The organism is Serratia rhizosphaerae (assembly GCF_009817885.1).
Lineage (GTDB): Bacteria > Pseudomonadota > Gammaproteobacteria > Enterobacterales > Enterobacteriaceae > Serratia_B > Serratia_B rhizosphaerae.
Window position 1 is genome coordinate 2,560,902 of sequence record NZ_CP041764.1, and the last position, 12,673, is coordinate 2,573,574.

The window sequence follows — 12,673 nt, forward strand, 5'->3', positions numbered from 1 at the left end:
AACAGATCTGTGGTGTTAAAGAACCCCGAACCGTTAAAATTATGACTGACCTCTTGTAAAAGGCACACAGCAAAATGGCAAATCAAACGACCGGCTTGACCCGGATCATCAAAGCGGCGGGTTACTCGTATCAAGGATTAACGGCGGCCTGGCGCAATGAGGCGGCGTTTCGCCAGGAGTCGGTGGCGGCGGCGATTGCCGTGATTGTGGCGCTGTGGCTGGATGTCGACGCCGTGGCGCGCATTTTACTGATTGGCTCGGTGCTGTTGGTGCTGATCGTCGAAGTGCTCAACAGCGCCATTGAGGCGATCGTCGACCGCGTCGGCACCGACTACCATGAGCTGTCCGGCCGTGCCAAGGATATGGGATCGGCGGCGGTGTCGCTGAGTATTATCCTGGCGCTGTTGGTCTGGGTAACGCTGCTGTGGCGGCATTTCGCCTGATTTGCGAAGCGGTGCGCTAATCCCTGATTTTTATTCATTCTCCGGTTCCCAATCCGCGTTCACCTGTATATACTCACAGCAAGACTGTATAAACAAACAGGGGGCGGAATGAAAGCACTAACTACCAGGCAGCAAGAGGTCTACGATCTGATTCGCGAGCATATCTCGCAAACCGGCATGCCGCCAACGCGTGCCGAGATCGCGCTGCGCCTGGGGTTCCGCTCGCCTAATGCCGCCGAAGAGCACCTGAAGGCGCTGGCCCGCAAGGGCGTGATCGAGATCGTTTCCGGCGCCTCGCGCGGCATCCGCCTGCTGATGGAAGATGAAGACGGCCTGCCGCTGATCGGTCGGGTCGCTGCCGGCGAACCGCTGCTGGCGCAACAGCATATCGAAGGGCACTACAAGGTGGATCCGTCGCTGTTCAAGCCGAACGCGGATTTCCTGCTGCGGGTTAACGGCATGTCGATGCGTGATATCGGCATTCTGGACGGCGACCTGCTGGCGGTGCATAAAACGCAGGATGTGCGCAACGGCCAGGTGGTGGTGGCGCGCATCGAAGACGAAGTGACGGTGAAGCGCTTAAAACGCAGCGGCAATCTGGTCGAGCTGCTGCCTGAAAACAGCGAGTTCACGCCGATCAAGGTTGACCTGCGCGAACAGAATTTCACCATCGAAGGTCTGGCCGTCGGCGTCATCCGCAACGGTGACTGGATCTAAAGCGCATCCCCCTGCGTTTAATCGCCTCGGCCATGTCCGGGGCGATGTTATTTCTTATCTGATCCATCCTTTCTGCTACGGGAACATGTGACTATGCGCCTGCTTGCCTCCTTGACTAGCGACACGGACAAAGCCCTGTGGCGTTTGGCGCTGCCGATGATCTTCTCCAACATTACCGTGCCGCTGCTGGGGCTGGTGGATACCGCGGTGATCGGCCACCTCGACAGCCCGGTCTATCTGGGCGGCGTGGCGGTGGGGGCGATGGTCACCAGCTTCCTGTTTATGCTGCTGCTGTTTTTGCGCATGAGTACCACTGGACTGACGGCGCAGGCGCTGGGGGCGCAAAACCCGCAGGCGCTGGCGCGCGCTTTTATGCAGCCGCTGCTGCTGGCGCTGCTGGCCGGGCTGGCGATTGTGCTGCTGCGCCACCCGCTGATCGATCTCGCACTGCAGATCGTCGGCGGTGACGGCGAGGTGCTGACGCAGGCGCGCGCGTTCCTGGAGATCCGCTGGCTCAGCGCGCCGGCGGCGCTGGCGAACATGGTGCTGCTGGGCTGGCTGCTGGGCGTCCAGTACGTGCGCGCGCCGGTGATCCTGCTGATTGTCGGCAACCTGCTGAATATCGTGCTGGACCTGTGGCTGGTGATGGGGCTGGGCTGGAACGTGCAGGGCGCGGCCACGGCCACCGCGGTGTCTGAATACGCCACCCTGCTGCTCGGGCTGTGGCTCAGCTGGCGCGTGATGCGCATGCGCGGCATTTCGCCGTCGATGCTGCGGCACGCCTGGCGCGGCAACGTGCGCCGTTTGCTGGCGCTCAACCGCGATATCATGCTGCGCTCCCTGTTGTTGCAGCTGTGCTTCGCTTCGCTGACCATTTTCGCCGCCCGCCTGGGCAGCGAGGTGGTGGCGGTCAATGCGGTGCTGATGAACCTGCTGACCTTTACCGCCTACGCGTTGGACGGCTTCGCCTATGCGGTTGAGGCGCACTCCGGGCACGCCTACGGCGCGCGTGACGACAGCCAGCTGCGTCTGGTCTGGCGCGCCGCCTGCCGTCAGTCCTGTCTGGTGGCGCTGGGCTTTGCGCTGGTGTACGCCTGCGCGGGACAGCAGATCGTCAATATGCTGACGTCGCTGCCGGAGCTGCGCACGCTGGCGGCTCACTATCTGCCGTGGCAGATGGTGTTGCCGCTGATTGGCGTATGGTGTTATCTGTTGGACGGCATGTTTATCGGCGCGACGCGCGGCGCAGAGATGCGCAACAGCATGGCGGTGGCGGCGGCGGGCTACGGCCTGACGCTGCTGAGTTTGCCGCTGTTGGGCAACCACGGGCTGTGGCTGGCACTGTGCGTCTTTCTGGGGCTGCGCGGCGCGGCGCTCGGTTGGATTTGGCACCGGCACCGCGTCAATGGCACCTGGTTTGCGCAGGGGAAGGCGGCTTAGCGTTACGCGCAGTAAGCCGCTTGGCGGGTTACTTCTTCTTCACCACGATGCTGTGGTCGTGATCGCAGTCATGCTGGCTGTCGCAGGCTTCCACCTCAACGCAGCCGGCGCACAGGCCGTGAGCTTCCACCACGCTGTGACGCAGCACAAAGCCGGATTCCTGCGCCAGCTTTTGCAGCGTCTCTTCCACGCCCTCCGTCGGGCGCTCGGTGACCTGGCCGCAGCGGTCGCAGATAAACAGCGCCGAGGTATGCATCGGCTCTTCGAAGTGGTGGCACAGCACGTAGCTGTTGGCCGACTCGACGCGGTGGATAAATCCCTGTTCCAGCAGAAAATCCAGCGCGCGGTATACCGTCGGCGGTTTGGCCTGCGGCTCCACGACGCGCAGCAGGTCGAGCAGATCGTAGGCGCTGATCGCACCGGGCTGCTGCGCCATCAGGCGTAACACTTCCAGCCGTTGTGGCGTCAGGCGCACATTGCGTTGCTGGCAGAGTCGTTCTGCCTGCGCGAGCAGCTTTTCCTGGTTGGTTGGGGTCATGGCGAATATCCCGGTACGTTAAAAATGCGATTTTACCATGCCTGCGGCAAATCACCGATAGCCGGTGGTTTTTCTTGTCGCTTCGACCACAAAAATAACCAATTTTCAGCAGGATAATGCCGATCGCCGCGCCGGTTTCGCCTCGGCGGCGGTTTACGTTATAATCAGCGATTACTTTTTTGTCCGCCTGATGCTGAATAGATACCGTAATGACCGATTCGTTAACACCAGAACACTCTCCGCTTGCCGACTTAAACGGCACTGAACGGCCGTTTAGCGCGAGCCGTTTTTCCATCGCGCCTATGCTCGACTGGACCGACCGTCATTGCCGTTATTTCCACCGCCTGCTGAGCAAAGAGACGCTGTTGTATACCGAAATGGTAACCACCGGCGCGATCATTCACGGCAAAGGGGATTATCTGGCGTACAGCGACGAGGAACACCCGCTGGCGCTGCAATTGGGCGGCAGCGATCCGGCGGCGCTGGCGCACTGCGCCAGACTGGCGGAACAGCGCGGCTATGATGAGATCAACCTGAACGTCGGTTGCCCGTCCGACCGGGTGCAGAACGGTATGTTCGGCGCCTGCCTGATGGGGCAGGCCGCGCTGGTGGCGGACTGCGTTAAAGCGATGCGCGACGTGGTGTCGATTCCGGTAACGGTGAAAACCCGTATCGGCATTGACGATCAGGATAGCTACGCCTTCCTGTGCGACTTTATTGACACCGTTTCCGGCCGCGGCGAGTGCGAGACGTTTATCATCCATGCGCGTAAAGCCTGGTTGTCCGGCCTGAGCCCGAAAGAGAACCGCGAAGTGCCGCCGCTGGACTATCCGCGCGTTTATCAGCTCAAGCGCGACTTCCCGGCGCTGACCATCGCCATTAACGGCGGCGTCAAGTCGCTGGCCGAGGCGCAGCAGCACCTGCAGCACGTCGATGGCGTGATGATGGGGCGCGAAGCCTATCAGAATCCGGGCATTCTGGCGCAGGTGGACCGCGAGCTGTTTGGCTCGCAGGCGGCAGTGCGCGACAGCGTCGAGGTGGTGGAGGCGCTGTATCCGTACATCGAGCGCGAACTGGCGAACGGCACCTATCTGGGCCATATCACCCGCCATATTCTGGGTCTGTTCCAGGGGATCCCGGGGGCGCGCCAGTGGCGGCGCCACCTGAGTGAGAATGCCCATAAGGCGGGGGCCGACGTGCGCGTGGTGGAGCAGGCGCTTAGTCTGGTGCGCCAGCCGCGCAGTGAGGTGGCGTAATTCGCCGCTTATTACGCTAATTGTTGGTTATTTTCACCAGCTGCGTCGCGTCCTGCGGCGCAGCTTTTATTGCATTTCAACGGGTTGCCGATAGCATCAGGGTTGGCACGCTTCTTGTAATAACGTTGGCAGATGCCAGTTTTGCCAAGGAGCTTCCTTATCATGCTAGAAATTTTCTTTTTTATCGGCTTCGTGCTGATGCTGCTGGTCACCGGCGTTTCGCTGCTGGGTGTGTTGGCCGCGCTGCTGGTGGCCTCGGCCTTTATGCTGTTGGGCGGCCTGTTTGCGATGATGATTAAGCTGTTGCCGTGGCTGATTCTGGCGGTGGTTGGCGTGTGGATTTATCGTTCGTTGCAAAAGCCGCAGACACGGCGCTATTGATTTTTGCTGATTTATCAGTCAGTCATGATGAAAACAACGTAATAAGTCAGAGAGGGAATGCGGCAGAGATCACACCTTAAGGTATAAAACGCCGTTGCGATGCGTTTAACGTTCTTTTTGCGTTTAGCGGCTGTTAGGATGTGCGCCATAGCAGTGAAGTGATGCTGACAATTTCATCACCGTGCGAGGCAGCCCTAATAATAATCGTGTTGCAACAGCAACCTCTGTCTCATGCGGACTCTGCTCTACCCTACAAAACGCAGTATCAGAAAGGGCTCCTGAGGGAGCCCTTTTCTGTTATCAGCCTGGAATCAGCAGGCTGGAGCCGCTGGTCTGACGGCTTTCCAACAGCTGGTGCGCGCGCTGCGCGTCGCCCAATGCGAATTTTTGCTCGTCGTTCACTTCAACCTTGATGGCGCCGCTGCCAATCAGCGCAAACAGCTCATTGCTGGCATATTCCAGTTCCGCACGGTTGGTGATGTAACCGTTAAGGGAAGGACGGGTGACGTACAGTGAGCCTTTCTGATTCAGCAGCGCCAGATCGACGCCGGTTACCGGCCCGGAGGCGTTGCCGAAGCTGACCATCAGGCCACGGCGCTTCAGGCTGTTGAGCGAAGCCTGCCAGGTGCTTTTGCCGACCGAATCATACACTACGCCGACTTTTTCTCCGTTGGTCAGCGCCGCCACGCGTTCGGCAATATCTTCCTGCTGATAGTTGATGGTAGCCCAGGCGCCGGCCTGCTGCGCCAGCGCCGCTTTTTCCGCCGAACCGACGCTGCCGATCAGCCTGGCGCCCAGCGCCTTCGCCCACTGGCAGGCGATCAGCCCGACGCCGCCGGCGGCCGCGTGGAGCAGGAAGGTTTCCCCCGGCTGCAGATTATAGGTCTGCCGCAGCAGATAGTGCACGGTCAGCCCCTTGAGGAAGGAGGCCGCGCCCTGTTCAAAACTGATGTTGTCGGGCAACTGCGCCACTTTCTCTTCCGGCACGTTGTGCACGTCGCTGTAGGCGCCCAGCGCCGCCTGCGCATACACCACTCGGTCGCCCGGCTTCAGCGCGCTGACGCCGGCGCCCACTTTGGTCACCACGCCGGCCGCTTCGGTGCCCAGACCGCTCGGCAGCGATGGCGGCGCGTATAAACCGCTGCGCACATAGGTATCGATGTAGTTGATGCCGATGGCCCGGTTTTCAATCTGTACCTCGCCGGCGGCCGGATCGAGCGGTGTAAAATCAACGTATTGCAAGACTTCCGGTCCGCCGGTGGCGGAAAACTGAATGCGCTTGGCCATGGCTCCTCCTCAGTGTGCGCTGTCGCCGTTAGATCCTAATGTTAGGACATAGCGATGGGTCATTAATGTATACCCGTCATACTGCAAGTTACAGCGGTGTTGGCTGAGTTCAGTCACCCGAATCCTGACCTGTGTCAGCGCATCGGGATTGCTTCCCTTGCCGCTTGCCTGTAACTGGAATTATTTAGGGTATATACTGCCGCGTTGTCACTTCATAACAGGTAATGCGTCCCCACTATGGCAGGAAAGAAACCCACCAACAAATCTAACGAGGCTCAGGCACCGCGCGATCGCCAAATGGAAGGGCTGAAGATGCCGCCGCATTCGCTGGAGGCGGAACAGTCCGTGTTGGGCGGTTTAATGCTGGATAACGAACGCTGGGACAACGTGGCGGAACGCGTGGTCGCCAACGACTTCTTCAGCCGTCCGCACCGCCTGATCTTTACCGAGATGCAGCGCCTGCTTGAAATGAGCAAGCCGATTGACCTGATCACCCTGTCCGAATCGCTGGAACAGCGGGGCGATCTGGATTCCGTCGGCGGCTTCGCCTATCTGGCCGAGCTGGCGAAAAACACCCCGAGCGCCGCCAACATCGGCGCCTATGCCGATATCGTGCGCGAGCGCGCGGTGGTGCGCGAGATGATCGCGGTGGCCAATGAGATCGCCGACGCCGGCTATGATCCGCAGGGGCGCACCAGCGAAGATCTGCTCGATCTGGCGGAATCGCGGGTATTCCAGATTGCGGAAAACCGCGCCAGTAAGGACGAAGGGCCGAAAAGCGTCGATCAGATCCTGGAAGCCACCGTTTCCCGTATCGAGTCGCTGTACCAGACGCCGCACGACGGCGTCACCGGGGTGGATACCGGCTATCAGGATCTGAATAAGAAAACCGCCGGCCTGCAGCGTTCGGATCTGATCATCGTGGCGGCGCGTCCGTCGATGGGTAAAACCACCTTTGCGATGAACCTGTGCGAAAACGCCGCGATGCTGCAGGACAAGCCGGTGCTGATCTTCAGCCTGGAGATGCCCGGCGAGCAGATCATGATGCGTATGCTGGCCTCGCTGTCGCGCGTCGATCAGACCCGTATCCGTACCGGCCAGCTGGACGATGAGGACTGGGCGCGCATTTCCAGCACCATGGGCATCCTGCTGGAGAAGCGCAATATGTATATCGACGATTCCTCCGGCCTGACGCCGACCGAGGTGCGCTCGCGCGCCCGCCGTATTTTCCGTGAAAACGACGGCCTGAGCCTGATCATGATCGACTACCTGCAGCTGATGCGCGTACCGTCGCTGTCGGACAACCGAACGCTGGAAATCGCCGAAATCTCGCGCTCGCTGAAGGCGCTGGCGAAGGAGCTGCAGGTGCCGGTGGTGGCGCTGTCGCAGCTGAACCGCTCCCTGGAGCAGCGCGCCGACAAACGCCCGGTCAACTCCGACCTGCGTGAATCCGGCTCCATCGAGCAGGATGCCGACCTTATCATGTTCATCTACCGTGATGAGGTGTATCACGAGAACAGCGATCTGAAAGGGATCGCCGAAATCATTATTGGTAAGCAGCGTAACGGCCCGATCGGCACCGTACGTCTGACCTTTAACGGCCAGTGGTCACGCTTTGACAACTATGCCGGCCCGCAATATGACGATGAATAATTAATCCTCAGCTAAGGAACGGAAATGAAAGCGGCAACCGCTGTAATCGACCGCCGCGCTCTGCGACACAACCTGCAACAGGTACGCCGTCAGGCGCCGAACAGCCGCCTGATCGCGGTTGTGAAAGCAAACGCTTATGGACATGGCCTGCTGGAAACGGCCCACACCCTGCAAGACGCTGACAGCTACGGCGTCGCGCGCATCGGCGAAGCGCTGATGCTGCGCTCCGGCGGCATCGTCAAACCGATCCTGCTGCTGGAAGGCTTCTTCTGCGCGGACGATTTGCCCGTTCTGGCGGCAAATCATATCGAAACCGCGGTACACAGCATCGAACAGCTTGAGGCGCTGGAGCAGGCAACCCTGCCGCACCCGGTGACGGTATGGATGAAGCTGGATACCGGCATGCACCGGCTGGGCGTGCGCCCGGAGCAGGCGGAAGCGTTTTATCAGCGCCTGTGCGCCTGCCGTAACGTGGCGCAGCCGGTGAATATCATGAGCCATTTCAGCCGGGCGGATGAGCCGGAATCTGACGCGACGCTGCGGCAAATCGCCTGTTTTGAACAGTTTGCCCGCGGCAAGCCGGGGCAGCGCTCCATCGCCGCCTCCGGCGGCACGCTGCTGTGGCCGGATGCACATAACGAATGGGTGCGGCCGGGAATTATTTTGTACGGCGTCTCGCCGCTGGAAAGCGGTGACGGCGGCGCCTTTGACCTGCAGCCGGCAATGACGCTGAAATCCAGCCTGATCGCAGTGCGCGAGCATCGGGCCGGCGAGCCGGTCGGCTACGGCGGCAGTTGGGTCAGCGAGCGCGATACCCGCCTGGGCGTGGTGGCGATAGGGTACGGCGACGGCTACCCGCGCAGCGCGCCGAGCGGCACGCCGATCTGGCTGAACGGCCGCGAAGTGCCGATCGTCGGCCGGGTGTCGATGGATATGATCTCCGTCGATCTGGGGCCGAACGCCGGGGATAAAGTGGGTGATGAGGCGATACTGTGGGGCGCCGCACTGCCGGTGGAGCGCGTCGCCGCCACGACCGGCATCAGCGCCTATGAGCTGATCACTAAACTGACCCAGCGCGTGGCGATGGAGTATATCGGCGACTGAGCCTGCCTATGCTGTCCCGCTCAGGGGAGCTGAGCGGGATGGGGTTATACCATCAGCTCCACCGGGATCTCTGTCAGCGCCGTGCCGCTGATGCCGCTTTCCACCTGACGGAACACTTCCGTCATCATCGCGCCGACGTCCTGTTTCACCATCATGATATCGTCCCCCAGCATGGCGACGAAGGGATCCCAGTCAAAACAGCCCATTGCCCGCCGCGGCTCGCCGCGCAGCATGCCCTGGCCGCTGAGAAAGCGAACCACGCCTTCCAGCGAAATGGTGGAGTTAACGAAAAACCCGCTCTGGGCGTCGCGGTGGCCGTGAAAATAGTTCGCCAGCGCCGCTTCCGCTTTTTCCGCCCGATAGCCGCACAGCAAAATATGCGTCTCGGGCACCGTCAGGCCGGCTTCCTGATGCGCGGCCAGAAAGCCCCGCAGGCGTTCCCGGGTATTGTGATCGCCGCCGCGGCCGCCGATAAACAGCAGCGGGGCGTTTGCCGGACTGTGTTGCAGCAGCCGGCGGGTCAGCGCGCGGGCGCCGTCAAAGTTGGCGGAAATCACCGACGGCGCGCGGCTGCCGGGCAGATCCAGATTCAGCGCGGGCACGCCGGCATTGGCGCAGATCTCGGCGATTCTGTCCGGATCGGTGGCGCCGGTGACGATCATGCAGTCAACCTGCCAGGAGAGCATGGTTTTGGCGGCTTCCGCCTCCAGCGCCGGATCGCGCCGGGTGCAGGTAATCACCGGGAACAGGCCGCGTTCGCGCGCCATCTCCTCGAATTTCTCGACGATCGAGCCGAAATAGCGGTTATCGTACTTCGGTACGATCATGCCGATGGTTTTGGAGCGCGCGCTGCGCAGCAGGCTGGCCTGTCGGTTGACCGCATAGCCTTGCTCTTCGGCAATCCGCGTCACCTTTTCCGCCAGGCTGGCGCTGATACGGCGTTTTTTCCAGCTGCCGTTCAGGATCGCGCTGACCGCGCTGGCGGATACGCCGCTGAGCGCAGCCAGATCGTAGATGGTGGTTTTCTTGTTTTTGCCGATCTCGCTCACAGATCCCAATCCTCTAATCACATTTCTTTTGCTGATTGCCGCCGATGATGATAATTAAGCTTCATCGATTGAGCAATGTGTTGCGCATCGTGCGCCAGATAGTCCGCCACGGTGGTATTGCGGCGGCGCATCAGGGTAAATCGTTACCGGCTCAACAGTAAACATCAATATTTTCACTGTGTTAAATACGTCCTGCGCGCAGATGTCGCGCGCTCTGCGACCTGACAACGGTATAAGGATTATAAGATGAACGCTTCTGTCTTCTCTATGAATACTTCCCTGGCGGGCAAAGTCGCCGCCGTCACGGGTGCTGCGTCCGGTATCGGGCTGGAGTGCGCCAAAATCATGCTGCAGGCCGGCGCCAAAGTGGTGCTGATCGATCGCGATGCGGACAAACTGCGCGAGGTGGTCGGCGAGCTGGGCGAGCAGGCGCTGCCGCTGCAGGTTGACCTGATGGACGGAGCCCAGGTGGACGGCATTCTGGCGCAGATCCTCAAACTGGCCGGCCGGCTGGACATTTTCCACGCCAACGCCGGCGCCTATATCGGCGGCGCGGTGGAAGAGGGCGACCCGGACGTGTGGGAGCGGGTGCTGAAGCTTAACACCAGCGCGGCGTTTCGCAGCGTGCGCGCCGTGCTGCCGCAGCTGATCGCGCAGAAGTCCGGCGACATCATTTTCACCAGCTCCATCGCCGGCGTGGTGCCGGTGGTGTGGGAACCCATCTATACTGCTTCTAAATTCGCCGTGCAGGCGTTCGTCCACTCGACCCGCCGACAGGTGGCGCAGCACGGCGTGCGCGTCGGCGCGGTGCTGCCCGGCCCGGTGGTGACCTCGCTGCTGGATGACTGGCCAAAAGAGAAAATGGAAGAAGCGCTGGCGAACGGCAGCCTGATGCAGCCGATTGAGGTCGCCGAGTCGGTGCTGTTTATGGTGACGCGCTCGCCGAACGTGACGGTGCGCGACCTGGTCATTTTGCCGAACAGCGTCGATCTCTGAAGTTGATGACAACGTCGTCTGATGACCCGAGATACCCGGGCCTAGCGTAACGAGGGGCACTCCGGCGGCTTATGCCGCTACGACCCCATCGCCACGCTTTCCCTAATAACTGATTTTGTCAGCAGTCTGATCTCTGAGCCATTATTTAAGCGAAAGGTAACCAGATATGAGCAGTAAAGCCAGATACCTGATTGGCGTTGACGTCGGTTCCGCCAGCGCGCGGGCGGGAGTGTTTGATGCAGACGGCAATCTGCTCGCTTCCGCCAAAAAGAACATTGCCACCTTCCACGCCAGCGGCCACCGGGTTGAGCAGTCCGGCAATGATATCTGGCGCGCGGTGTGCCACTGTGTCAGACGCGCGGTGACGCAGTCCGGCATTGAGCCCGCCGCGGTGGCGGGCATCGGCTTTGACGCCACCTGTTCGCTGGTGGTGGTCGGTGAGGAGGGCGCGCCGCTGGCGGTCAGCCCGGGCGGTGAGGCGGAGCGCAATATCATCGTCTGGATGGATCACCGCGCCGCACAACAGGCGGACGCCATCAACGCTACGGCGCATCCGGTGCTGAAATACGTCGGCGGGCGCATCTCGCCGGAAATGGAAATACCCAAGCTGCTGTGGCTGAAGCAGCATCACCCGGAGACCTTCACGCAGGCCTGGCAGTTCTTCGATCTGACGGACTATCTGACCTGGCGTTCCACCGGCGATCTGGCGCGTTCGCAGTGTACGGTCACATGCAAGTGGAACTATCTGGCCCATGAAAACCGCTGGGACGCCGACTATTTCCATACCGTCGGTCTGCCCGAACTGGCGGAGGCGTCGTTCGGCCGCATCGGCCAGCGCATCGTGGAGCCGGGAACGCCGTGCGGACAGGGGCTGTCGGCCCAGGCGGCCGAGGATATGGGGCTGCCGCAACATACGCCGGTGGCGGCCGGTATGATCGACGCGCACGCCGGCGGCATCGGCACGCTGGGGGTGGACGGCTCGCCGGAAGAGAAGCTGGCCTATGTGTTCGGCACCTCCTCCTGCACCATGACTTCCACCCGCACGCCGGCCTTCGTGCCGGGCGTCTGGGGGCCGTATTATGCGGCGATGGTGCCGGGATTCTGGCTGAGCGAGGGCGGGCAGAGCGCGGCGGGCGCGGCGATTGACCGCCTGCTGGAGCTGCATCCGGCGTCGGCGCAGGTGAAGGCGCAGGCCGAGGCGGAAGGGCTGTCGCTGCCGGTTTACCTGGCGGATCTGGCGATGAACAGGTTCGATGCGCTGTCCGACGCGGTGCAGTGCGCCCGTGAGATGCACGTGGTGCCGGAGTTTGCCGGCAACCGGGCGCCGCTGGCGGATCCTTATGCCCGCGCGCTGATCTACGGCCTGGATATGGATCGCGATCTGGACAGTCTGATTGCGCTGTATATCGCCGGCGTGTGCAGCCTGGGCTACGGGCTGCGGCAGATCATCGATGCACAGCGTGAGAACGGTATCGCAACGCGTGATATCGTCATCAGCGGCGGCGCCGGCCAGCATCCGCTGGTGCGTCAGCTGATTGCCGACGCCTGCGGCTGCTCGGTGCTGGCGACCAAATCGGAAGAGCCGGTGCTGCTGGGCTCCGCCATTCTGGCCGCGGTTGCCGGCGGCCAGCGCGCCTCGGTGACCGACGCCATGCAGGCGATGACCGCGCGCGAGTGCGAATATTCGCCCAACGCGGCCTACACATCGCTGCATCGCCGCCGCTATCAGGCGTTCCAGCTGCTGCAGCAGACGGCGAAAAATATCCGCGAAGATCGCTATTAATACGCCGTCTTGATCGTGGCGGTGGG

Annotated in this window: 12 protein-coding genes; 9 read left to right on the top strand and 3 right to left on the bottom strand. The window is 61.5% G+C overall.

Annotated elements, in window-relative coordinates:
- Nucleotides 1–74: 74 nt before the first annotated feature.
- The 3 genes from FO014_RS11935 to dinF all read left to right on the top strand — a co-directional run bounded on the left by FO014_RS11935 (nt 75) and on the right by dinF (nt 2,600).
- The gene (locus FO014_RS11935) at nt 75–443 is read left to right on the top strand and encodes a diacylglycerol kinase (protein ID WP_160029675.1); all 369 of its coding nucleotides are present in this window, start codon (nt 75–77) and stop codon (nt 441–443) included.
- A gap of 108 nt (nt 444–551) precedes the next feature.
- Nucleotides 552–1,160 (top strand): transcriptional repressor LexA, encoded by a 609-nt coding sequence (lexA, locus tag FO014_RS11940; RefSeq protein WP_105232836.1) that lies wholly within the window; start codon nt 552–554, stop codon nt 1,158–1,160.
- Between the two features lie 93 nt (nt 1,161–1,253).
- Complete coding sequence (dinF, locus tag FO014_RS11945) at nt 1,254–2,600, top strand: MATE family efflux transporter DinF (RefSeq protein ID WP_160029676.1); 1,347 nt, start codon at nt 1,254–1,256, stop codon at nt 2,598–2,600.
- A gap of 28 nt (nt 2,601–2,628) precedes the next feature.
- Here dinF and zur read toward each other — a convergent pair whose 3' ends face one another.
- Nucleotides 2,629–3,138, bottom strand: coding sequence for a zinc uptake transcriptional repressor Zur (zur, locus tag FO014_RS11950; protein ID WP_105232834.1), 510 nt, complete (start codon nt 3,136–3,138; stop codon nt 2,629–2,631).
- Nucleotides 3,139–3,440: 302 nt separating this feature from the next.
- Between zur and dusA the strand changes: the two genes are divergently transcribed.
- Together dusA and pspG are read left to right on the top strand one after the other, a co-directional pair.
- A complete protein-coding gene (gene dusA, locus FO014_RS11955; RefSeq protein ID WP_232251698.1) occupies nt 3,441–4,394 on the top strand; it encodes a tRNA dihydrouridine(20/20a) synthase DusA in 954 nt (317 codons plus the stop codon).
- Between the two features lie 162 nt (nt 4,395–4,556).
- Nucleotides 4,557–4,775 carry an envelope stress response protein PspG gene (pspG, locus tag FO014_RS11960; protein ID WP_160029678.1) on the top strand — a complete coding sequence of 73 codons (219 nt, stop codon included), beginning with the start codon at nt 4,557–4,559 and terminating at the stop codon, nt 4,773–4,775.
- A 300-nt stretch (nt 4,776–5,075) separates the two neighbouring features.
- On the opposite strand, the gene FO014_RS11965 is transcribed toward pspG, so the two are convergent.
- Complete coding sequence (locus tag FO014_RS11965; RefSeq protein WP_160029679.1) at nt 5,076–6,062, bottom strand: quinone oxidoreductase; 987 nt, start codon at nt 6,060–6,062, stop codon at nt 5,076–5,078.
- A gap of 237 nt (nt 6,063–6,299) precedes the next feature.
- Here FO014_RS11965 and dnaB point away from each other — a divergent pair, with 237 nt between their 5' ends.
- Nucleotides 6,300–7,715, top strand: coding sequence for a replicative DNA helicase (dnaB, locus tag FO014_RS11970; protein ID WP_105232830.1), 1,416 nt, complete (start codon nt 6,300–6,302; stop codon nt 7,713–7,715).
- A 24-nt stretch (nt 7,716–7,739) separates the two neighbouring features.
- Nucleotides 7,740–8,819: an alanine racemase gene (gene alr, locus FO014_RS11975; RefSeq protein WP_160029680.1), complete on the top strand. Its 1,080-nt coding sequence runs from the start codon at nt 7,740–7,742 to the stop codon at nt 8,817–8,819.
- Between the two features lie 44 nt (nt 8,820–8,863).
- Here alr and FO014_RS11980 read toward each other — a convergent pair whose 3' ends face one another.
- Entirely contained in the window at nt 8,864–9,868 is a 1,005-nt protein-coding gene (locus FO014_RS11980; RefSeq protein ID WP_160029681.1) for a LacI family DNA-binding transcriptional regulator, read from the bottom strand.
- 246 nt (nt 9,869–10,114) lie between these two features.
- Here FO014_RS11980 and FO014_RS11985 point away from each other — a divergent pair, with 246 nt between their 5' ends.
- Both FO014_RS11985 and FO014_RS11990 read left to right on the top strand, forming a co-directional pair.
- Nucleotides 10,115–10,864 (top strand): SDR family oxidoreductase, encoded by a 750-nt coding sequence (locus FO014_RS11985; protein ID WP_201282860.1) that lies wholly within the window; start codon nt 10,115–10,117, stop codon nt 10,862–10,864.
- A gap of 166 nt (nt 10,865–11,030) precedes the next feature.
- Nucleotides 11,031–12,647: an FGGY-family carbohydrate kinase gene (locus FO014_RS11990; protein WP_160029682.1), complete on the top strand. Its 1,617-nt coding sequence runs from the start codon at nt 11,031–11,033 to the stop codon at nt 12,645–12,647.
- Nucleotides 12,648–12,673: the final 26 nt, after the last annotated feature.

What these genes read in the sequence shown, in the direction of transcription:
- FO014_RS11965 (WP_160029679.1), bottom strand. Translation starts at nt 6,062, where the DNA reads ATGGCCAAGCGCATTCAGTTTTCCGCCACCGGCGGACCGGAAGTCTTG.
- dnaB (WP_105232830.1), top strand. Translation starts at nt 6,300, where the DNA reads ATGGCAGGAAAGAAACCCACCAACAAATCTAACGAGGCTCAGGCACCG.
- dinF (WP_160029676.1), top strand. Translation starts at nt 1,254, where the DNA reads ATGCGCCTGCTTGCCTCCTTGACTAGCGACACGGACAAAGCCCTGTGG.
- zur (WP_105232834.1), bottom strand. Translation starts at nt 3,138, where the DNA reads ATGACCCCAACCAACCAGGAAAAGCTGCTCGCGCAGGCAGAACGACTC.
- alr (WP_160029680.1), top strand. Translation starts at nt 7,740, where the DNA reads ATGAAAGCGGCAACCGCTGTAATCGACCGCCGCGCTCTGCGACACAAC.
- FO014_RS11985 (WP_201282860.1), top strand. Translation starts at nt 10,115, where the DNA reads ATGAACGCTTCTGTCTTCTCTATGAATACTTCCCTGGCGGGCAAAGTC.
- FO014_RS11935 (WP_160029675.1), top strand. Translation starts at nt 75, where the DNA reads ATGGCAAATCAAACGACCGGCTTGACCCGGATCATCAAAGCGGCGGGT.
- lexA (WP_105232836.1), top strand. Translation starts at nt 552, where the DNA reads ATGAAAGCACTAACTACCAGGCAGCAAGAGGTCTACGATCTGATTCGC.
- pspG (WP_160029678.1), top strand. Translation starts at nt 4,557, where the DNA reads ATGCTAGAAATTTTCTTTTTTATCGGCTTCGTGCTGATGCTGCTGGTC.
- FO014_RS11990 (WP_160029682.1), top strand. Translation starts at nt 11,031, where the DNA reads ATGAGCAGTAAAGCCAGATACCTGATTGGCGTTGACGTCGGTTCCGCC.
- dusA (WP_232251698.1), top strand. Translation starts at nt 3,441, where the DNA reads ATGCTCGACTGGACCGACCGTCATTGCCGTTATTTCCACCGCCTGCTG.